The 19922-nt window shown below is 70.6% G+C and carries 18 protein-coding genes; 5 read left to right on the top strand and 13 right to left on the bottom strand.

Annotation, left to right across the window (positions count from 1 at the left end; all coding sequences use genetic code 11):
* Nucleotides 1-3: 3 nt before the first annotated feature.
* The 8 genes from UYS_RS0205810 to UYS_RS0205775 all read right to left on the bottom strand — a co-directional run bounded on the left by UYS_RS0205810 (nt 4) and on the right by UYS_RS0205775 (nt 8054).
* Nucleotides 4-942 (bottom strand): septal ring lytic transglycosylase RlpA family protein, encoded by a 939-nt coding sequence (locus UYS_RS0205810; RefSeq protein WP_016854562.1) that lies wholly within the window; start codon nt 940-942, stop codon nt 4-6.
* A complete protein-coding gene (gene mltB / locus UYS_RS0205805; RefSeq protein ID WP_016854561.1) occupies nt 939-2009 on the bottom strand; it encodes a lytic murein transglycosylase B in 1071 nt (356 codons plus the stop codon). The genes UYS_RS0205810 and mltB overlap by 4 nt, the downstream gene beginning before the upstream one ends.
* Before the next feature lie 36 nt (nt 2010-2045).
* Entirely contained in the window at nt 2046-3203 is a 1158-nt protein-coding gene (gene rodA, locus UYS_RS0205800) for a rod shape-determining protein RodA (RefSeq protein ID WP_016854560.1), read from the bottom strand.
* Nucleotides 3203-5116 (bottom strand): penicillin-binding protein 2, encoded by a 1914-nt coding sequence (gene mrdA / locus UYS_RS0205795; protein WP_016854559.1) that lies wholly within the window; start codon nt 5114-5116, stop codon nt 3203-3205. The genes rodA and mrdA overlap by 1 nt, the downstream gene beginning before the upstream one ends.
* A 21-nt stretch (nt 5117-5137) precedes the next feature.
* Nucleotides 5138-5605 (bottom strand): 23S rRNA (pseudouridine(1915)-N(3))-methyltransferase RlmH, encoded by a 468-nt coding sequence (rlmH, locus tag UYS_RS0205790; protein ID WP_016854558.1) that lies wholly within the window; start codon nt 5603-5605, stop codon nt 5138-5140.
* Complete coding sequence (gene rsfS / locus UYS_RS0205785; protein WP_016854557.1) at nt 5602-5976, bottom strand: ribosome silencing factor; 375 nt, start codon at nt 5974-5976, stop codon at nt 5602-5604. The genes rlmH and rsfS overlap by 4 nt, the downstream gene beginning before the upstream one ends.
* Nucleotides 5977-6096: 120 nt before the next feature.
* Nucleotides 6097-6723 carry a nicotinate-nucleotide adenylyltransferase gene (gene nadD, locus UYS_RS0205780; RefSeq protein ID WP_051008812.1) on the bottom strand — a complete coding sequence of 209 codons (627 nt, stop codon included), beginning with the start codon at nt 6721-6723 and terminating at the stop codon, nt 6097-6099.
* Nucleotides 6724-6761: 38 nt separating this feature from the next.
* Nucleotides 6762-8054 carry a glutamate-5-semialdehyde dehydrogenase gene (locus UYS_RS0205775; RefSeq protein WP_026068379.1) on the bottom strand — a complete coding sequence of 431 codons (1293 nt, stop codon included), beginning with the start codon at nt 8052-8054 and terminating at the stop codon, nt 6762-6764.
* A 90-nt stretch (nt 8055-8144) separates the two neighbouring features.
* Between UYS_RS0205775 and UYS_RS16980 the strand changes: the two genes are divergently transcribed.
* From UYS_RS16980 to UYS_RS0205760, 3 genes are read left to right on the top strand one after another with little or no spacing between them, the layout of a single operon-like run.
* On the top strand, nt 8145-9014 hold the full coding sequence (locus UYS_RS16980) for a hypothetical protein (protein WP_016854554.1): 870 nt from the start codon (nt 8145-8147) through the stop codon (nt 9012-9014).
* Nucleotides 9007-9942, top strand: a complete 936-nt coding sequence (locus UYS_RS0205765) for a diguanylate cyclase domain-containing protein (protein WP_016854553.1) — start codon at nt 9007-9009, stop codon at nt 9940-9942. Before UYS_RS16980 ends, UYS_RS0205765 begins: the two co-directional genes overlap by 8 nt.
* Before the next feature lie 28 nt (nt 9943-9970).
* Nucleotides 9971-11374: a bifunctional DedA family/phosphatase PAP2 family protein gene (locus UYS_RS0205760; RefSeq protein ID WP_016854552.1), complete on the top strand. Its 1404-nt coding sequence runs from the start codon at nt 9971-9973 to the stop codon at nt 11372-11374.
* 80 nt (nt 11375-11454) lie between these two features.
* Here UYS_RS0205760 and UYS_RS0205755 read toward each other — a convergent pair whose 3' ends face one another.
* The 3 genes from UYS_RS0205755 to mpl form a co-directional block, all read right to left on the bottom strand.
* Entirely contained in the window at nt 11455-12078 is a 624-nt protein-coding gene (locus tag UYS_RS0205755; RefSeq protein ID WP_016854551.1) for a LysE family translocator, read from the bottom strand.
* 89 nt (nt 12079-12167) lie between these two features.
* Nucleotides 12168-12797: a flavin prenyltransferase UbiX gene (locus tag UYS_RS0205750; RefSeq protein WP_016854550.1), complete on the bottom strand. Its 630-nt coding sequence runs from the start codon at nt 12795-12797 to the stop codon at nt 12168-12170.
* Complete coding sequence (gene mpl, locus UYS_RS0205745; protein ID WP_016854549.1) at nt 12787-14172, bottom strand: UDP-N-acetylmuramate:L-alanyl-gamma-D-glutamyl-meso-diaminopimelate ligase; 1386 nt, start codon at nt 14170-14172, stop codon at nt 12787-12789. Before mpl ends, UYS_RS0205750 begins: the two co-directional genes overlap by 11 nt.
* A 235-nt stretch (nt 14173-14407) precedes the next feature.
* Here mpl and UYS_RS0205740 point away from each other — a divergent pair, with 235 nt between their 5' ends.
* A complete protein-coding gene (locus tag UYS_RS0205740) occupies nt 14408-15667 on the top strand; it encodes a 6-phosphofructokinase (protein ID WP_016854548.1) in 1260 nt (419 codons plus the stop codon).
* Nucleotides 15668-15777: 110 nt separating this feature from the next.
* Here the strand turns inward: UYS_RS0205740 and UYS_RS0205735 are convergent, their stop codons facing one another.
* Complete coding sequence (locus UYS_RS0205735; protein WP_026068378.1) at nt 15778-17499, bottom strand: bifunctional protein-serine/threonine kinase/phosphatase; 1722 nt, start codon at nt 17497-17499, stop codon at nt 15778-15780.
* 240 nt (nt 17500-17739) lie between these two features.
* On the opposite strand from UYS_RS0205735, the gene ppa reads away from it, so the two are divergent.
* The gene (gene ppa / locus UYS_RS0205730) at nt 17740-18270 is read left to right on the top strand and encodes an inorganic diphosphatase (protein ID WP_016854546.1); all 531 of its coding nucleotides are present in this window, start codon (nt 17740-17742) and stop codon (nt 18268-18270) included.
* Between the two features lie 138 nt (nt 18271-18408).
* On the opposite strand, the gene UYS_RS16975 is transcribed toward ppa, so the two are convergent.
* Nucleotides 18409-19755 carry a DUF2333 family protein gene (locus tag UYS_RS16975; RefSeq protein ID WP_016854545.1) on the bottom strand — a complete coding sequence of 449 codons (1347 nt, stop codon included), beginning with the start codon at nt 19753-19755 and terminating at the stop codon, nt 18409-18411.
* Nucleotides 19756-19922 lie beyond the last annotated feature (167 nt).

Below are 19922 nucleotides of genomic sequence, written 5' to 3'. Positions count from 1 at the left end.
GACTCAGTCGGCCCTGGTATCGACGACAAAGGCTTCGTCGAAACCGGCCCGGCGCAACTCGCCGCGCACCGGGTCGATCTGGGCTCGGCCGGCCAGCGGGCCGACCTGAACGCGATGCAGGCCGGCGTCGGACGCCACCCGCACCGGGCGTGAGAGCGCGTCCTGCAGCCTCGCCTTGAGCGCATCGGCCCCTGCGACAGAACCCAGCGCCGCCACCTGCAGGTAGACGGCGCCCTCCGGCGCCGCCCCCGCGCCGTCGCCAGCGTCACCCTCGACGGGTGCCGGCGCGGCCTCGGCGGTCGGCTCGCTGGCGGCCACGGGTCGGGCGCGGGCATCATCGTCGGCGCCGCCATGCTGCGCCTGCCAGTCGGCGGGATCGATCGCCTCGACCTTCACCCGGCCGGTGCCGTGATCGAGGATGTCGAGGCGCGCCGCCGCGGCGTAGGACAGGTCGATCTCGCGCTCGCTGTGGAAGGGCCCGCGGTCGTTGACGCGCACGATCACCGAGCGGCCGTTGTCGAGATTGGTGACCCGGGCGAAGCTCGGCAGCGGAAGCGAGCGATGAGCGGCGCTCATCTTGTACATGTCGTAGATCTCGCCGTTGGACGTGGCATAGCCCTGGAACTTCTCGCCGTACCAGGACGCGGTGCCGCGGCGCTCGTAGCCGGTGGCGTCGTCCAGCACGTGATAGGTCTTGCCCCACACCTCGTAGGTCGAGCGGTTGCCGGCGCGCGAGCGCGGCTCGACGCGCGGCACCGCATCCGGCACCTGGCTGACGTCGGGCGGCTCCTCGGGATAGGCGTCGCTGCTCATGGCGTAGCGCCCGCCGCCGCTCGCCTCATCGTCGTCGACGCCGGCGGACGACACGGGGGCCGTGCCACCGCCGCCGGCACAGCCGGCCAGGACGAGCGTGGCCAGCAGCGGGATCCACCAGGCTCTCATGGGCGTTCCTCCGGGTCGGCGGCGGTCGCGGTGAACCAGTCGGCCTGGCGACCCTCGGCCTCGGCGATGGCCTCGGCCAGCTCGGTCACGGCCATGGCGTAGAGATAGCTGTGGTTGTAGCGGGTGATGACATAGAAGTTGTCGCGCCCGAAGCGGTAGCGCAGGCTGCCGTCTTCCAGCTCCAGCTCCAGCGCCAGCGGCACCACCTCGGTGTCGGCGGCAAGCCCAGCCTCGCTGTCGATGCCCGCCGCGGCCAGCTCGCCCACGGTGGTGCTCGGCGGCCGCGCGGCATTGAAGGTGATACCGTCGGGCAGCGCGCTCGGCCCCTCGGCCTCGTGATAGATCGGCGCCCCCGGCTGCCAGCGGTGCTCGGCGAAGTAGTTGGCGATGCTGCCGATGGCGTCCACGGGATCGGTCCAGAGGTTGCGATGGCCGTCGTCGTCGAAGTCCACCGCATAGGCGCGATAGCTGGTCGGGATGAACTGCGGATAGCCCATGGCGCCGGCGTAGGAGCCCTCGATGCTCTCCGGCGCCACCTCCTGGCGGTAGGCGATCTCGAGGAAGGCGGCGAGCTCGCCGCGGAAGAAGTCGCCGCGCCGCGGGTGGTTGAAGGCCAGGGTCGACAGCGAATCGAGCACCCGATGATCGCCGGTGATCCGGCCGTAGCGGGTCTCGACGCCGAGGATGGCGGCGACGATCTCAGGCGGCACGCCGTACTCGGCCTCGGCGCGCTCGAAGGCCTCGCGGTGGGCGTCGATGAAGTCGACGCCCTGCTGGATGCGCTCCTCACCGAGGAAGATATCGCGGTAGTCGTGCCACACCAGGCGGTGCTCGGCGGCACCGGACATGGCGTCGAGCACCTCCTGGCGGAACTCGGCGCGGCCCATGGCCTGCTCGAGCCAGCCGCGGTCGACGCCGCGCTCGGCGACCTCGTCCACAAGCGCCCGAACCTTGCCCTGCCCGGGGTCGAAATCCGCCGCCGAAACGCCGGCGGACAGCCCCGCCAGCAGGCCGCCGAGGGCCAGGCCCAACCAGCGGCGTCCGTGTCGCGACATCGTCACCGTCATGCTGCTCTCCCTGAGTCGATCGGCCCGCTCGCCGCGCTAGCGCGGCAGCAGGCGGCGGTGCGAATGAATGGCCATGAGAATACCGAAACCGGCCAGCAAGGTCACGCTGGAGGTCCCGCCATAACTGACCAGCGGCAGCGGCACCCCGACCACCGGCAGAATGCCGCTGACCATGCCGATGTTGACGAATACATAGATGAAGAAGGTCAGGATGATGCTGCCCGCCAGCAGCCGCCCGAAGGATTCCTGCGCGGCGCCGGCGAGCCACAGTCCGCGGCACACGATCAGCAGGTACAGCAGCAGGAAGACCAGCATGCCGATCATGCCGAACTCCTCGCCGAGCACCGCGACGATGAAGTCGGTGTGGCTCTCGGGCAGGAACTCCAGCTGCGACTGGGTGCCGTGCAGCCAGCCCTTGCCCCACAGACCGCCGCTGCCGATGGCGGTGGTCGACTGGATGATGTTCCAGCCGGCGCCGAGCGGGTCGCTCTCCGGGTCGAGGAAGGTCAGCACCCGCTGCCGCTGGTAGTCGTGCATGTTCATCCACAGCAGCGGCAGCGCCGCGGCGGCCAGCGCCCCCAGCAGCCCGATGATGCGCCAGGACAACCCGGCCAGCAGGATCACGAACACCGCCGCCATGGCCACCAGCAGCGAGGTGCCGAGGTCGGGCTGGCGGGCGATCAGCAGCACCGGCGCGCCGATCAGCAGCGCGCAGACCAGCAGGTCCTGCCAGCGCGGCGGCAGCTCGCGGCGGCTCAGCCAGGCGGCCACCATCATCGGCACCGCCAGCTTCATCATCTCGGAGGGCTGGAAGCGCACCACGCCGGGAATCACCAGCCAGCGCTGGGCGCCCATGCCCATGTCGCCCATGATCTCCACCGCGAGCAGCATCATCATGCCCGCCAGATAGGCCGGCAGCGACCAGCGCAGCAGCGTGGCGGGCGTGAACTGGGCGATGATCACCATGCCCGCCAGGGCGACGCCGAAGCGGATCGCCTGGGCGGTGACCAGCTGCATGCCCTGGCCGCCGGCGCTGTAGAGCACCACCAGGCCGGCCGACATCAGCGTCAGCAGCAGCCCGAGCAGCCAGGGATCCAGGTGAATGCGCTCCCACAGGCTGCGCTTGCGGGACATGCCGCTCGCGGTTTGCTTGACCGGATACGGGCGTCGGAGCAGGACGTCGACCATCGCCATCATGCCTCTCCCTCGGCGCCGTCCGCCTCGCCGTCCTCGTCGGCCGCCGCTTCCGGCGGAAGCTCGCCGTGATCGCGCTCGAGCATCCAGTAGTCGGTCATGGCGCGGGCCGGTGCGGCGGCGTGGCTGCTGCCGCCGCCGGCGTTCTCGATGATCACCGACACCGCGATCTGCGGGTCCTCCACCGGCGCGAAGGCCATGAACAGGGCGTGGTCGCGCAGCCGCTCCTTGAGCTCATCGGCGTTGTAGCGCTGATCCTGCCCCAGCGAGAACACCTGGGCGGTACCGGACTTGCCGGCCATGCGATATTCGAGCCCGGCCCCGGCGCGCCGGGCGGTGCCTTCGTTGCCGGACAGCACCTGCTCCATGCCGGAGATGACGTCTTCCCACCACTCGGAATGCTCGAGCTCGACGTCCGGCGGTGTGTCGGGCAGCTCGAGCAGCATCGGCTCGTCGCCGGTCTCGTGCACCAGGCGTGGCTTGACCCAGTGGCCGCGGTTGGCCAGCGTCGCGGTGGCCGAGGCCAGCTGCAGCGGCGTGATCTGCAGATAGCCCTGGCCGATGCCTACCGAGAGCGTCTCGCCGGGGTACCAGGGCTGGTCGAAGCGCGCCCGCTTCCAGTCCCGCGACGGCAACAGCCCCGTGCTCTGGCCGTAGACGTCGGCGGCCACCCGGGTGCCGAAGCCGAACTGGGTCAGGCTGTCGTGGATGCGATCGATGCCCAGCTCATGGGCCAGGGAATAGAAGTAGGTGTTGTTGGAGACCTCGAGCGCGCGCTCGAGATCCACCCGCCCGTGCCCCCAGCGCAGCCAGTTGCGATAGCGGCGGGAATCGTTGGGCAGCTGATAGTAGCCGGGATCATAGACCACCTCGTCGGGGGTGATCTCGCCGTTGCGCAGCCCGGTGATGGCCATGAACGGCTTGATGGTGGAACCCGCGGGATAGCTGCCGCGGATGGCGCGGTTGAACAGCGGCAGGTCGATGTCCTGCTGCAGCGCGCGATAGGACGACACGTCGATGCCGGTCACGAACTGGTTGGTGTCGAAGCCGGGCACCGAGGCCATGGCCAGGATCTCGCCGGTCTGCGGCGCGATCGCCACGATGGCGCCACGGCGGCCGTCGAGCAGGTCCACGGCGAGGTGCTGCAGCCCCTTGTCCAGGGTCAGCGTCAGGTTCTCGCCGGGCACCGGGTCGGTGTGGCCGAGCTCGCGCAGCACTCGGCCGCGGGCGTTGGTCTCGACCTTGCGCAGCCCGGCCTGGCCGTGCAGCGTGTCCTCGTAGAAGCGCTCGACGCCGGTCTTGCCGATGAAGTGAGTGCCGGCGTAGTTGCCGCCGTCGACCCGCTGCAGCTCCTCAGTGTTGATCCGGCCGACATAGCCGAGCACGTGCGACATGGCCTCGGCGTCCGGGTAGTAGCGCAGCAGCTGGGCCTCGACCTCGACTCCGGGCAGCCGGTGGCGATTGACCGCCAGCCGGGCGATCTGCGCCTCGTCGAGATCGCTCATCAAAAGCGCCGGCTGATAGGGGCGCTGGCGCTGGCGCGAGCGCTCGCGGAAGGCCTCGACCTGATCCGCGGGCAGGTCGAGCAGGTCGACCAGCAGCGCCAGGGTCTGGTCCAGATCGTCGACCCGCTCGCGCACCAGGGTCAGGTTGTAGGTGGGCCGGTTCTCGGCCAGCAGCTCGCCGTTGCGGTCGTAGATCAGCCCGCGGGTCGGCGGCAGCGGCTCGACCCGCACGCGGTTCTTCTCCGAACGGGTGCTGTACTTCTCGTGCTGGACGACCTGCAGGTAGAACAGGCGCCCGGCCAGCAGGCCGCTGAGCGCCAGCACGATCACCACCGCCAGCAGCGAGCGCAGGCGGAAGATCCGCAGTTCGTGTTCGGGGTTCTTCAGGGTGTCGCGTGGCTGACGCATGCTTGGCGAAGACCTCGAGCCTCAGCGATGGTAGGGATGGCCGACCATCAGGGTCCAGGCCCGATAGAGCTGCTCGGCCAGCAGGATGCGCACCAGCGGATGCGGCAGGGTCAGCGGCGACAGCGACCAGCGCTGGTCGGCGCTGGCGGACAGCGCCGGGTCGAGCCCGTCGGGACCGCCCACCAGCAGCACCACGTCGCGCCCGCCGAGGCGCCAGTCCTCGGCCTGGCGGGCGAGCTGCTCGGTGCTCCAGGTCTTGCCGCCCACCTCGAGAGCCACCAGATGCTCGTCGCCCTTCAGCCGGGCGCGCAGGCGCTCGGATTCCTGGGCGATGGCGCGGCGGGTGTCGGCGTTCTTGCCGCGCGCTCCGGGCGCGATCTCCTCGACCTCGAGGGCGAAGTCCCGGGGCAGGCGCTTGCGGTACTCCTCGACGCCCTTGGTCACCCAGTCGGGCATCTTGGTACCGACGGCCAGCAGTCGTACCTTCATGAAGCGCCGTGGGCCCGCTCTTCTTCCTCCAGCGCCTGGCCGTCGCTCGGCAGGTCGGCCCACAGGCGTTCCAGATCATAGAGTGCCCGGGTCTCGGGCATCATCAGGTGCACCACCATGTCGCCGAGGTCGACCAGCACCCAGTCGGCACCGCTCTCGCCCTCGACGCCCAGCGGCGTCACGCCCTCTTCCTTCACGGTCTGGATCAGCTTGTTGGACAGCGCCGCCAGGTGGCGGTTGGAAGTACCGCTGGCGACCACCATCAGGTCGGTCACGCTGGTCAGGGAGGAAACGTCGATGACGGTGATGTCCTGAGCCTTGAGCTCCTCCAGTGCGTTGAGCACCAGCGTCTTGAGTGCGTCGATGTGCATACCCTTCGTATCAGCCCCTCTAGGCGAAAATGATCACGCCACCATTGTACCGGCTCGGGCCGGGCCTGGCAGCGCCCGATGGCGGCTCGACCACGTTTTTTTGTGCCGGGCCGCCAGCGGCTAGCGACGATAGAGTCCCGCGGAGAGAATTCGTTCCTCGACCGCCTCGGGCAGCAGGTAGCGCACGCTGAGCCCCTCGGCCAGACGCCGACGCAGCTCGGTGGCCGAGACCGCCATCCGCGACGGCAGCCGCAGGCGCAGCAGGCCGCCGCACGGCGAGGCCATCAGCGCCTCGGCATCATCGACCTCGCGGCCGTCGATCAGCGCGGCGAGCGCCTCGGGCAGCGCATCGTCGTGATCGGGGCGATCCACCACCACCAGATGCGCCAGCGCGAACAGACGCTCGGGCGCATGCCAGTCGGCCAGCCGCAGGAAGGCATCGTGGCCCAGCGCCATGACCAGCCGCGCCTCGGGGCCATAGTCGCGACGCAGCGTGGCCAGGGTATCGGCGCTGTAGGACGGCCCCTCGCGCTCGAGCTCGCGCGGATCGGCGACCAGCCCCGGGGTGTCGCCGATGCCCAGGCGCAGCAGCGCCAGGCGCTCTTCGGGGGTGATGTGCGGCCGGCCGCGCAGCGGCGGCTGGGCCGCGGGAATCATGTGCACCCGATCGAGCCCCAGCGCCTCGTGCAGCTCCACGGCGCTGCGCAGATGGCCGAGATGGACGGGATCGAAGGTCCCGCCCAGCATGGCGACGCGCGAGGCACACTCGTTCACCGGCCACTCGCTCACTGTCGGATCTGGCCGTCGCCGAGCACCACGTACTTGCGCGTGGTCAGGCCCTCGAGGCCCACCGGACCGCGCACGTGCAAGCGATCGGTGGAGATGCCGATCTCCGCGCCCAGGCCGTACTCGAAGCCGTCGGCGAAGCGGGTGGAGGCGTTGACCATCACCGAGCTGGAGTCGACCTCGGCCAGGAAGCGACGCGCCAGGGTGTAGTTCTCGGTGACGATGGCATCGGTGTGCCGCGAGCTGTAGCGCTCGATGTGGGCCATGGCGTCGTCGATGCCGTCGACCACACGGATCGCCAGCACCGGCGCCAGGTACTCGGCGGCCCAGTCGGCCTCGGTGGCCGGAGCGACATCGGCGAGGATCGCCCGAGTGCGCTCGCAGCCGCGCAGCTCGACGCCGTGCTCGGCGTAGGCCGCGGCCAGCGCGGGCAGCAGGTCTTCGGCCACCGGGGCATCGACCAGCAGAGTCTCCATGGTGTTGCAGGTGCCGTAGCGCTGGGTCTTGGCATTGACGGCGATGGCCAGCGCCTTGTCGCGATCCGCGGTGGCGTCGAGATAGACGTGGCAGACCCCGTCCAGGTGTTTGATCACCGGCACCCGCGCGTCGCGGGAGATGCGCTCGATCAGCGACTTGCCGCCGCGCGGGATGATCACGTCGACGTACTCCGGCATGTCGATCAGCCGGCCGACCGCGGCGCGGTCGGTGGTCGCCACCACCTGTACCGCCTCCTCGGGCAGCCCGGCACGCTCGAGGCCCTCGCGAATGCAGGCCGCGATGGCGGCATTGGACTCGCGCGCCTCGGAGCCGCCCCGCAGGATCGCCGCATTGCCCGACTTGAGACACAGGCTCGCGGCTTCCATGGTGACGTTGGGCCGCGATTCGTAGATGATACCGATCACGCCCAGCGGCACCCGCATGTGGCCGACCTGGATGCCGCTCGGACGGGCGCTCAGGCCGTCGATCTCGCCGACCGGATCGGGCAGCGCCGCGACTTGGTGCAGGCCCTCGATCATGGCGTCGAAGCGCGCCTCGTTCAGCGCCAGGCGGTCGAGCAGCGCGCCATCGAGGCCGTTCTCGCGACCGCGCTCCAGGTCGCGGGCGTTGGCCGCCAGCACCGTATCGCGGGACTCGCCCAGCCGCTCGGCCATGGCCTTCAGGGCGGCGTTCTTGGATGCGGTGTCGGCGCGGCGCAGACGCGCGACGGCGTCACGCGCCTGCTGCCCCAGCTGCTGCATGTAGGCATCGACGTCGGCGATGACGTCATCGGAGTGGGAGGCGTGAGCTGTCATGCCGTAGAGTGTCTCCAGGAAATCGGTGCGGGGCATCAGGCCACGCCCCAGGCTCGTGTCGAATCGGGAAGGAGCCCATACTAAGTCACCATGCAGAGCAAGTACAAAGTCAGGCTGATGCGCGCCAACCTGCTGATCGCCGCCGGCCTCACGAGCTTCCTGGCCGCCACCGCCGAGACCCTGCCGGACGCCCTGCTGCTGGGCCTCGCCGCGCTGTGGCTGGCGGTGACGACCACTCAGATGGCCCACCGCCATCGCCATCCGGCCACCGTGCCCTGGCAGCTGATGCCGGGCCTGCTGCTGGCCGCCATGCTGTGGGTCACGCCGGAGCGGCATCTGACCTGGCTGTGGGCCTGGGCCATCCTGCTGATGCTGCCCCAGCCGCGCTGGATGCTGCTGTTCAACGCCGCACTCGCCGCCACCAGCTGGTGGCACCTGCAGCCGCTGCTGGGCCTCGAGCAGTGGGCGCTGGCCGGCCTGCTGCTGGTCGGCCTGATGCTGTTGGGGCTCGCGCGCTCGCTGGGGCTCCAGGCCCTGCGACGCCGCATCCGCCACCGCGCCCGACTGTCGCCGGACCTGCCCCTGTGGCCGAGCCAGTGCCTGCGCCACGACATTCAGCGCGAGCGCCAGCGTGCCCGCCTCGAGAACAGCCATGTGGAACTGCTGCTGCTCTATACCGGCCGCCGGCAGCTGTGGTCGCTGGCCGACCGGCTGTGCCGGGAACTGCGGCCGTTCGAGAACGGCTATCGCCTGGACCGGCACACCCTCGGGCTGCTGCTGGTCCATCGCGATGCCGACCAGGCCGCCGAACGCCGCCAGGCCCTGCTGGCGCCGCTGGACGACTCGGTACGGGCCCGGGTCGTCACCCTGCCCCGCCTCGGCTCGCTGACCCGGGAGCGTCGTGCGCTGAAGCGCCAGACCCGTGGCGTCGAGGTGCGGGAGGTCGCCCATCATGATTGAGCCGAATCCCCCCCGCCCTCGCCTGTTCCTCCTGGTGCTCGGCACCGCCACCCTGCTGCTGCTCGGCCAGGCGCTGTGGTTCTATCTGATGGGCCACTACGTGCGCATCCTGCTGCCGGCCCTGCTGGCGCCGGTGATGGCGCTGGCCGCACTGCTGGCCGCCGCCGGCAAGACGCCCTCGCGGGCCTCGGCCTATCTCGCGCTGATCTGCGGCTTCCTGCTGATCGCCGTCGAGCTGCCCAGCCAGAGCGGGCATCCGGCGCTGTGGATCGGCCTGCCGCCGATCCTGACCCTGGTGCTGCTGCCGCTGGGGCCCGCCATCTTCCTCAACCTGGCGCTGACGCCGATCTGGCTGGCCCTGCTCGGCGACGGCCAGGCCGACGCCGATCTCGCCGCGGCCTATCTGGCGCTGGTCGCCGTGGCCACCCTGGCGCTATGGGACCGCCTGCGCCAGCGCAGCCTGCTGCAGGCCACCGACCCGCTGGAGCAGGAATGCCGCGCCCTGACCCGCACGCACCTGCATGAGCGGCTGATCGGCGAGTTCGAGCGCGCCCGCCTGCTCGAGCGCCCCATGGCGGTGCTGCTGATCCATCTGCCCCAGCTCGACATGACCCGCGAGCAGTTTGGCGATGACACCCGGCGCGCCATGCTGACGGCGTTCTGCCAGGGCGTGCTGCGCGACTGCCGCGACCTCGACTCGCTCGGCCGCGAGGACGAGACCGCCTTCTGGCTGATCCTCCCCGACACCACCGAGAGCGGCGCCCTGCTGGTGCGCCAGCGTTTGCAGCAGGCCCTGGAGCAGATCGTGCTGGTGGACACCGGGCCGCTGGAAGTGCGCCTGCGCCTGGAGACTCCTCGCGCCGGCGAGGCCAGCCCGGCCTTCCTGACCCGCCTGCAGGCCATGACCCAGGCCCTGGCCGCCGGCTAGCGCCCACCCATCGATCGAGGAGGGAGCCTTGAATCTCGTCGACCTGCTGCAGCAGCTGACGCCATCGCCGGCCATGCTGCTGCTGTTGACCGCTCTCATCGCCATGGTGGAGTCTCTGGCCCTGGTCGGCCTGCTGGTGCCCGGCGTGGTACTGATCACCGCCGTCGCCTCCATGGCCGGCCACCAGGAGCTGGCCGTGGCCGCGATGATCGCCGCCGCCTTCATCGGCGCCGTGATCGGCGACGGCCTGAGCTTCTGGCTCGGCCATACCCAGCGCGAACGCGTCACCGGCATGTGGCCGCTGTCCCGCTACCCCGAATGGATCGCCCAGGGCGCGCGCTTCTTCCACCGTCACGGCGCGCTGTCGGTCTTCTTCGGCCGCTTCGTCGGACCGGTGCGTCCGGTGATACCGATGATCGCCGGCATGATGCACATGCCGCCGCGGCGTTTCACCCTGGCCAACCTGGCCTCGGCGGCGCTGTGGGCACCGGCCTACGTGCTGCCCGGCTACCTGCTGGGGCGCACCTGGCAGCGCCTGCCCGGCGTGCCCGAGGCCCTGGAACCCTGGCTGGTGGGTCTCGGCGCCGTGGTGGTGGCCCTGGCGCTGATCTTTTCCTGGCTGCGCCACCAGACCCATCACGACGGCCTGATCTACCGGGCCATGATCGACCTGCTGCGTCGCCACCCCCGCGGCCGCCGGCTGTGGCGGGCGCTGGGCCGGGCCCGGGGCCGCGAGGCGCCGCTGGGCACCTGGCTGCTGCTGCTGACCTCGCTCACCGCGCTCTCGGCCTGGACCCTGGTGGTGCTGCATCACGGCGGCCCGCTGCCCATGGATCAGCGGCTCGACGGCCTGATGGACGAACTGGCGACCCCCTGGCTGGCGACCTTCGCCGACACCCTGGCACGGCTCGGCGATCTCTACGGCGTGATCGCCCTGGTGCTGCCCTGGGGGCTTTGGTGGCTGCTGCGAGGACGACTCGACGCCTTCGCCCACCTGGCCGGCGGGCTGGTCGGCATCGCCGCCCTGAACACGCTGAGCAAGGCGCTGATCGGCCGCGTGCGGCCGGACACGCCGCTGCACCTGGCAGATTCGTTCTCCTATCCCAGCGCCCATACCTCCACCGCGGTGGTGCTCTACGGCCTGGCCGCGGCCTTCATCGCCCGCGAGCTGCCGCTGGCGCGACGCTTCTGGGCCTACTGGGGCGCCATCGCCATCATCGTTCCCATGGCGCTGTCGCGCCTGGTGCTGGGCGTCCACTGGCTGAGCGATCTGATCGGCGGCACCCTGCTGGGGCTGGTGGTCTGCACGCTGGTGCAACTGGCCTGGCAACGCCGCCCCCACCGCACCCTGCGCCCCTGCCCCTGGCTGGCGCTGGGCACGGCATCGCTGGCGCTGGCCGCCGCGCGCGTCGCCTGGCTGGGGCCGGCGTAGGCGGCAAGCGGCAGCGTGCCCCCCCCGAAGCAAAAGAAGATCCGAAGGCCATGGCCTTCGGGTCTTCTTGTCGCTCGGCGCTAGCCCAGGATCAGCCAGGCCCCGACGCCGATCATCATCGTGCCGGCCAGGCGGTTGAGCAGGCGCACCTTGTCGGCCTGGCCCAGCAGATGGCGCAGGGTCTGGCCGCCGGTGGCATAGGCCAGCAGCGCGCCGAACTCGATGGTCAGGATGATCGCCACCAGCGCCACCAGCTGGGCGGCGAGCGGCCGCGAGGCGTCGAGAAACGGCGGTAGCAGGGCGACGAAGAAGGCCCAGCCCTTGGGATTGGCCACCGCGGTGACGAAGCCCTGCATGGCCAGCTCCCGACGCCCGGCGCGCCCCTGGCTCTCGAGGTCATCGGGAATCGCCATGCGACCGCGGGAGCGCCACATCATCACGCCGAGATAGGCCAGGTAGGCGCCACCCACCCACTTGAACACCGCGAACAGCGTCGGCTGGCGCAGCATCAGCGTGGCCACGCCGGCGCCGGCCGCCACGGCCACCAGCCCCACGCCGACGAGCTCGCCGATCATCATCCACAGGGTGCGTCGCACGCCCTGGGTCATGCCCAGCACCATGGCCAGGGTCATGCACATGCCCGGCGTCAGCGACACCAGCAGGAAGGTCGGCACGAACACCGACAGCACAGACAGCGTGATCACGGGAAGCACATCCTTGTGGTCGCGACCCGCTCAGCGTGGCGGGTCGGCATGACGGCGGCGTGAACGGGCGCTCCGTGGCCCGGGCCGCCCTATTCGCCCCAGCGGGGCATCAGGCGATGCTCGATGCCGAGCTGGTTGAGAATGCGCGCGACGATGAAGTCGATCAGGTCCTCGACCGAGGCCGGCCGATGGTAGAAGCCCGGTGCCGCCGGCATCACCACCGCGCCCAGGCGGGTGAGGTTCAGCATGTGCTCGAGGTGGATCGCCGACAGCGGCGTCTCGCGCGGCACCAGGATCAGCTGACGGCGCTCCTTCAGGGCCACGTCGGCGGCGCGCTCGATCAGGTTGTTGCTGGCGCCGCAGGCCACCGCCGAGAGGGTGCCCGTGGAGCAGGGGCAGATCACCATCGCCGAGCTGGCGCCGGAGCCGGAGGCCACCGGCGCCATCCAGTCCTCGCGGCCGAAGCAGCGGATCTGGCCCGGTGCGGCGCCGGCGCGCTCGGTGAGCGCCTCGGCCAGCCGTTCGGGGCGCGCCGGCAGGTCGCCGTCGGTCTCGGTGGCGATCACCAGGTGCGCGGCCTTGGAGATCATCACCCAGACCTCGCGCTCGGCCGCCACCAGCGCCTCGATCAGGCGCAGCCCGTACTGGGCGCCGGAGGCCCCGGTCAGCGCCACGGTGACCGGGGCGCCGAAGCGCTCGCTGCCGTGCTCAACCGCCATGGGCCACCTCCAGCGCCGCCAGCAGCTTCTCGTGGATGCCGCCGAAGCCGCCGTTGGACATCACCACCAGCCGGTCACCCGGCCGCGCCTCGGCCACCAGCGCCGCCACCAGGCCGTCCAGGTCGTCATGCACGCCGCCGGGCCGGCCGCTGGCCTCGACCACCGGCGCCAGGGTCCAGTCGAGTCCCGCCGGCTGGTACCAGTAGGCGGCATCGGCGTCGGCCACGCTGCCGGCCAGGCGCTCGCGCAGGGTGCCGAGGCGCATGGTGTTGGAGCGCGGCTCGATCACCGCCAGCAGCCGCCCTTCCCGGGCGGACGCGCGCAGCCCGCCGAGGGTCGCGGCGATGGCGGTGGGATGGTGGGCGAAGTCGTCGATCACCTGGATGCCGGCCACCTCGCCGCGCACCTCCTGGCGCCGCCGCGGGGTGGCGAAGCGGGCGAGCGCCTCGGCGCCGTCGGCGAGCGACACGCCGCAGGCGTGGGCCGCGGCCAGCGCGGCCACGGCGTTGCGGGCGTTGTAGGCGCCGGTCAGCGACCAGTCGACCACCGCGGCTTCCTCGCCGCCGTCATCGCGGCGATGCACGACCCGGAAACGGCTGGCGTCGTCGCGCTCGAGGGCCAGGCGCCAGGCGCTGTCCGCCGCGCTGCCGAAGCGCTCCACCGGCGTCCAGCGGCCCTGCTCGAGCACGCGCTGAAGCGCCGGCTCGCCGTCGGCCACCAGCAGCCGCCCCTTGCCCGGCACGGTGCGCACCAGGTGGTGAAACTGGCGCTCGATGGCGGCCAGGTCGGGAAAGATGTCGGCGTGGTCGAACTCCAGGTTGCCCAGCACCGCGATCTCGGGGCGGTAGTGCACGAACTTGGAGCGCTTGTCGAAGAAGGCGGTGTCGTACTCGTCGGCCTCGACCACGAAGGGCGCCTCGGCATCGCCCAGCCGCGCCGAGACGCCGAAGTTGCGCGGCACGCCGCCGATCAGGAACCCCGGCGCCAGCCCCGCGGCCTCCAGCAGCCAGGCGGTCAGGCTGGCGGTGGTGGTCTTGCCGTGGGTGCCGGCCACGGCGATCACCCGCCGACCGGGCAGCACGTGCTCGGCCAGCCACTGGGGGCCGGAGACATAGGGCAGGCCGCGGTCGAGCACCGCCTCCACCTCGGGATTGCCCCGCGAGAGGGCGTTGCCGATCACCACCAGGTCCGGCGACGGCTCGAGATTCTGCGCCGAGAAGCCCTCGCTCAGGACGATGCCCGCCTGCTCGAGCTGGGTGCTCATCGGGGGGTAGACGCCGGCGTCCGATCCGCTGACCCGATAACCGGCCTCCCGGGCCAGCAGCGCCAGGCTGCCCATGAAGGTGCCGCAGATACCGAGGATATGAAGGTGCATGCAAACTCCGCTGCCGAAAGCCTGTCTGCCGGCGGGCCGGCGAAAAGCGGCAGCCTAGCATGGCGCCTGCGACCGCTCCAGCACACGCCGGCGCGTGACAGGCGTCGCGCGTCGCCGACAGGATGCAGCACCCGGAGCGATGGGCTAGAATCGCGGCTTTTCGGGACGAAGCCGGGAAGCGCTCGCCGAGCCACGGCCGCCCTTCCCTTGACGCGACCAGCAACAGGATAGCTCCATGGCCCAGCACAACGCCTTCTACGCCCAGTCCGGCGGCGTCACCGCCGTGATCAACGCCAGTGCCTGCGGCGTCATCGAGGCCTGCCGCCGCCACTCCGACCAGATCGGCAAGGTCTATGCCGGCCACAACGGCATCATCGGCGCCCTCACCGAAGACCTGATCGACGTCAGCGAGGAGAGCGACGAGGCGATCGCCGCCCTGCGCCACACCCCGGCCGGCGCCTTCGGCTCCTGTCGCTACAAGCTCAAGGACATCGAGACCCACCGCGCCCAGTACGAGCGGCTGATCGAGGTCTTCAAGGCACACGATATCCGCTACTTCTTCTACAACGGCGGCGGCGACAGCGCCGACACCTGCCTCAAGGTCTCCCAGCTGTCCGAGAAGATGGGCTATCCGCTGACCGCCATCCACGTGCCGAAGACCGTGGACAACGACCTGCCGATCACCGACAACTCCCCCGGCTTCGGCAGCGTGGCCAAGTACATCGCCACCTCCACCCTGGAGACCTCGCTGGACATCGCCTCCATGTGCGCCACCTCCACCAAGGTGTTCGTGCTCGAGGTGATGGGCCGCCACGCCGGCTGGATCGCCGCCGCCGGCGCCCTGGCCGGCGAGAAGGAAGGCGACGCGCCGCACCTGGTGATCTTCCCCGAGGTCGCCTTCGACCGCGCCGCGGTGATGGCACGGGTCGAGCAGTCGGTCAAGGACTACGGCTACTGCGTGATCGTGGTCTCCGAGGGCGCCCGCTACGAGGACGGCACCTTCCTGGCCGACTCCGGCAACACCGACGCCTTCGGCCACCGCCAGCTGGGCGGCGTGGCGCCGACCCTGGCCGGCATGGTCAAGCAGGACCTGGGCTACAAGTACCACTGGGCCGTGGCCGACTACCTCCAGCGCTCCGCCCGCCACCTGGCCTCCAGGACCGACGTGGAGCAGGCCTACGCGGTGGGCGAGAAGGCCGTCGAGCTGGCCATCGCCGGCGACAACGCCAAGATGCCGGCCATCAAGCGCACCGGCGACGCCCCCTACGCCTGGACCGTCGAGGCCGCGCCGCTGGCCGAGGTGGCCAACCGCGAGAAGTTCATGCCCCGCGAGTTCATCAGCGAGAACGGCTTCGGCATCACCGAGGAATGCCGCCGCTATCTGTCGCCGCTGATCCAGGGCGAGGACTTCCCCCCGTTCGAGAACGGCCTGCCCAAGGTCGCGCGCCTGGCCAAGCGGCGCGTCGAGCGCAAGCTGCCGGAATTCAGCATCTAAGCGGCAGGTCCAGAGCCTGAAATCGCCGCGAGAAACAGAAAACCCCGAAGGCAAAACCTTCGGGGTTTTCTTGTAGCTCGGCACCATAGGGGGCCACCCCGCGTCGATGCCTATCGGAGGAACCAGCTCAGCACCAGCAGCACCAGCAGCGCGGCGGCGACGGCCTGCCAGAAGCCCGCCGCCCCGCCCCGCTTCGGCGGCGCCTCGCTCGGCACCGGCGGCGTCGGCGTCTTCAGCGCATGCAGGAACTCCGACAGGCGCCGGAAGCGCAGCGCCCGCTGGGGCGTCAGGGCGCGCTTCAGCGCCTCGTCGAGGGCCTCCGGCACCTCCGGGTTGAGCGCCCGGGCGCTGCGATAGTGCATGCGCTCCAGGTCGGTGTGGCGCAGCAGATCCTTCACCGGCACCTCAAAGGGCAAGGCGCCGGTCAACAGCCAGTAGACGGTGGACGCCAGCGAGTACTGGTCGCTGCGACGGCCGACCTCGTCGTCCATGGCGTACTCCGGCGCACTGTGCTCGGTGAGCCCCACCTGGCGCAACAGCCCGCGGGAGCGACGATGGCCGTCGACGTCGCGCAGGTGGCAGGCGCTGAAGTCGGTCAGCACCACCTGGCCGTGGCGGTCGACCAGCACGTTCTCGGGGTGGATCTGCTGGTGTATCAGGTCGCGGCGATGCAGCGCCTGCACCGCCTTGCCCAGCTGGGTGGCGATGTCGAGCCGCTGCCCCAGGCCCGCCCGGGGATGACGCCGCGCCCACTCCTCCAGCGTCATGCCTTCCACGTAGGCCATCAGGTAATAGAGGAAGCGCCGCGGCCGCGAGGGCGTCATGACCCGCACCACGAACGGCGAGCGCACCCGCTCGACGATCCACTGCTGCAGCAGGAAGTGCTCCAGGTAGGCGTTGCGACTGGAGAGCTCCGGGCTCGGCGCCTTCATCACCATCTCGCGCTCGGTGTGGGTATCGCGCACCCGGTAGACCCGCGACTGGGCGGTGCGCGACAGCACCTCCTGCACCTCGAGCCCGTCCAGCCGTTCCCCTACCGCCAGCTCCGGCGGAATCGGCAGCTCGCCGTAGGAGCGGTCCGGCTGGTCGCGCTGCTCCTCGGGCAGCGCATCGATGCGCACCAGCTGGAAGCAGAACGGATCGCCGCCATAGCCGCGGGCGCTGGCGCGCTCGCTGGCGGTCTGGGCCAGGCGTTCGCAGGCCGCGTGCAGGTCGCTGGCGTCCTGGCGAATCAGCTGCACATAGTCCGAGGGCATCAGGGTGCCCTGCACCGCCTGGGTGGTGAACAGGAAGATATCGCCCTGCTTGAGCGGCAGCTCCACGTAGTCGATGTCGAGGCTGGCATCCATGCCCAGCGCCCGTGAGGGATAGCGGTAGCCGCCGAGGTCGGTGACATGGTCGCGGCTGAGCTGTTCGAACTCGGCCCCCCGCAGGCGAAAGACCAGCGTGTCGCCCATGTGGAAGAGATGCGCCGCCTGGCCCTGGTAGACCATCGCCGACATCGAGCTCACGTAGCCGCCGTCACGCACCTGGCGGCTCTGGCCATAGCACCAGCTGTTCAGGGCATGCAACACCCGGTGCGCCGAGAGCTTGGCGCCCCAGTGCTCGGGCGTCGAATAGAAGTCGGCCAGAAAGCCCTGCACGCTGAGATCGCCGGCCTGCTTGGCCAGCGGATTGCGCGAGGTCGAGTCGGTGATCAGCGCCGTCGCGCCCTTGCCCGTCAGCAGCGCCGTCTCGTCGGGCACGCAGACCGACATCGAGCTGCGATGACGCCCTCGGTCCGGCACCACGAAGGCCTGGCCGAAACTCAATGACAGTTGCGCGGATGCCACGACGATCTCCTTGTGTGTCAGCGACTTCGAGACCGAAAGGCCCCTTTCCATCGCCGCCATGATACACGCCCACCCCCGTGCCTGGCTCTCCCCCCATGGTCGGCGTCCTCGCGGCGCCCGAACGACCTAGGTCGGGTTGGTAATCGCCGGGGCGGCCTCGTATAATTCGGCGGATTTTCAACCGACGGCCACCCGCCAGGGTGATACGCCCAGGGCCACAAGCCAGAGAAGGACGCGCTCATGAACTTCGACAACATTCCCGCCGGCAAGGACCTGCCGAACGACCTCTACGTCGCCATCGAGATCCCGGCCAACCACGCCCCGGTCAAGTACGAGATCGACAAGGACATGGGCGCCCTGCTGGTCGACCGCTTCATGGCCACCCCGATGTTCTACCCGGCCAACTACGGCTTCATCCCGCACACCCTGGCCGACGACGGCGACCCGCTGGACGCCCTGGTCGTGACCCCGTATCCGGTCCAGCCCGGCAGCGTCATCCGCGCGCGTCCGGTCGGCATCCTGAACATGACCGACGAAGCCGGCGAAGACGCCAAGCTGGTCTGCGTGCCGCACGAGAAGCTGTCCAGCCTGTATGACGACGTCCAGGAAGTGACCGACCTGCCGGAACTGCTGCGCCAGCAGATCGCCCACTTCTTCGAGAACTACAAGGACCTCGAGAAGGGCAAGTGGGTCAAGGTGGAGTCCTGGGAAGGCGTCGAGGCCGCGCGCAAGGCCATCGAGAAGTCCGTCGCCGCCTACAGCAAGGCCTGATCGCGACCGCGATCCCGTCTCGCGGAACGCACGCCTCCTGCGAGACATGAGACGAAAAAGGGCCGCCCGGTGGGCGGCCCTTTTTACATGACGACTGACATGCCGGCATGGTGCCGATCGAGCGACGCCCCGCCCGACTCAGGATGCCTCGCCGTCTTCCGGCACGGCCAGCGCCTCGGCGTCGTCATCGGGCGCCTCAGACGCCTCTTCACCGTTTTCCCCGCTGCTTGCTTCGGCGCTCTCTTCGCTGCTTCCTTCTGCACCTTCTACGACGCTCGCGTCTTTCGCTACCTGAGCCTCCGGCTCTCCGGCTTCCGCCGCGCTTTCTTCGGCGCCTTCACCAGCGCCTTCTGCCGCAGTCGCCTCGTCGCCGGCCGACTCGGCGGCTGCACTATCGGCGCCCGTCTCCTCGGGCGACGCCGCGGCCTCGCCTTCGCCGGATGAGGCCGAGGCCTCAGGCGCTGCCGGCGGCGCGTCGGGCGCGCCAACCTGCGTCGCCACGTCCTCGGAGAGCTCGCGGCTCAGGTCGCGGGCCCGCAGCACGTGGTGCGCCATCACCAGCGAGTGATTGGCGAACAGCCCGAAGCCGGAGCCATTGAGGATCACCGGGCTCCACAGTCGGCGCTGGCTGAGCTCGAGTTCGGCCAGCAGGGCCTCCCAGCGCATGGCCAGCCCGGCCGCCTCGATCCGCTCGGCCTGGTCGCGGCGCACCGCCTCGAGCAGGCGATGCAGGGCCCAGGCCTGGCCGCGGGCCTCGAAGAAGACGTTATCGAGCCGGTACCAGGGCGTCTCCGTGGGCAGCCCCTCGGTGTCGAGATCCAGCCCGGCCAGCGCCTCGGGGCTGCCGACACTCGCGGAGAGGCGCCGCCCCATGTCGTCGAGCCCTCGGGCCACACCATTCAGCCAGGCGGCGAGGCCCTGGGCGTCGGCGGCGAAGCCGGCCTGGCCGCCGGCCACCGCCTGACGATAGCCGTCGAGCGCGGCGCGGGCCTGCTCGAGGCGATGCTCGGTGGAGGGATAGAACCAGTCGTCGGCGTCGCCCTCCAGCGCGGTGCGGGCGGCATCCAGCGCCGAGGCGTCGCCGCCGGCGATGGTCGGCAGCGACTGGCTCATCCAGCGCGCCCGGTCGAGCACGCCGAGCTCCCAGGCCGGCATGTTGTCCAGCCACAGCCCCGGCGGCGCCAGGTCGTTGCGCAGGTAGCCGCCCGGCTTGTCCAGCAGCGTGGTCACCAGCGACGACAGGCCGTCCACGGTGGCCGTGCCGGAGGCGGGGCCGGCGATCGCCGCGGCATCGTCGGCCGGCACCTCGGCCTGGGGCGCCTCGAGGGCCGGCGTGCGGCTCCACCAGACCCCGAGGCCAAGCGCCACCACCAGCGCGATGATCAGCGCCGCCAGCAGCGGCTTCCAGATCCAGCCATATTGCGGACGCTCCAGCGCCTCCTTCCTGCGGCGGCGCCGGTCGGCCGCCTGTCGCTTCAATGCCATGATAGAATTTCCCTGACGATGTGGGCCCGGAATCCGCCCGAGCTGCGACGACGCGGCGCATACCCCCACGCCCCGCCGCTACGTTATCCTGAGCGCGCCGGATGCCGGCTCGGCACTGCACGCCCCTGCATCAGATCATAGCGGCCAACGCCGCGGAACCCCATGCC

The sequence above is a fragment of the Halomonas smyrnensis AAD6 genome, assembly GCF_000265245.1.
GTDB classification, from domain to species: domain Bacteria; phylum Pseudomonadota; class Gammaproteobacteria; order Pseudomonadales; family Halomonadaceae; genus Halomonas; species Halomonas smyrnensis.
Note: the sequence above shows the minus strand (reverse complement) of the source record. Positions and strands in the feature narration are given on the sequence as shown.

Coding starts and splice junctions, on each gene's coding strand:
- UYS_RS16980 (WP_016854554.1), top strand. CDS start 8,145: ATGCAGAGCAAGTACAAAGTCAGGCTGATGCGCGCCAACCTGCTGATC.
- UYS_RS16975 (WP_016854545.1), bottom strand. CDS start 19,755: ATGGCATTGAAGCGACAGGCGGCCGACCGGCGCCGCCGCAGGAAGGAG.
- mltB (WP_016854561.1), bottom strand. CDS start 2,009: ATGACGGTGACGATGTCGCGACACGGACGCCGCTGGTTGGGCCTGGCC.
- mpl (WP_016854549.1), bottom strand. CDS start 14,172: ATGCACCTTCATATCCTCGGTATCTGCGGCACCTTCATGGGCAGCCTG.
- rlmH (WP_016854558.1), bottom strand. CDS start 5,605: ATGAAGGTACGACTGCTGGCCGTCGGTACCAAGATGCCCGACTGGGTG.
- ppa (WP_016854546.1), top strand. CDS start 17,740: ATGAACTTCGACAACATTCCCGCCGGCAAGGACCTGCCGAACGACCTC.
- nadD (WP_051008812.1), bottom strand. CDS start 6,723: ATGCTGGGCGGGACCTTCGATCCCGTCCATCTCGGCCATCTGCGCAGC.
- UYS_RS0205810 (WP_016854562.1), bottom strand. CDS start 942: ATGAGAGCCTGGTGGATCCCGCTGCTGGCCACGCTCGTCCTGGCCGGC.
- UYS_RS0205750 (WP_016854550.1), bottom strand. CDS start 12,797: ATGGCGGTTGAGCACGGCAGCGAGCGCTTCGGCGCCCCGGTCACCGTG.
- UYS_RS0205775 (WP_026068379.1), bottom strand. CDS start 8,054: ATGACAGCTCACGCCTCCCACTCCGATGACGTCATCGCCGACGTCGAT.
- rodA (WP_016854560.1), bottom strand. CDS start 3,203: ATGGCGATGGTCGACGTCCTGCTCCGACGCCCGTATCCGGTCAAGCAA.
- rsfS (WP_016854557.1), bottom strand. CDS start 5,976: ATGCACATCGACGCACTCAAGACGCTGGTGCTCAACGCACTGGAGGAG.
- mrdA (WP_016854559.1), bottom strand. CDS start 5,116: ATGCGTCAGCCACGCGACACCCTGAAGAACCCCGAACACGAACTGCGG.
- UYS_RS0205765 (WP_016854553.1), top strand. CDS start 9,007: ATGATTGAGCCGAATCCCCCCCGCCCTCGCCTGTTCCTCCTGGTGCTC.
- UYS_RS0205740 (WP_016854548.1), top strand. CDS start 14,408: ATGGCCCAGCACAACGCCTTCTACGCCCAGTCCGGCGGCGTCACCGCC.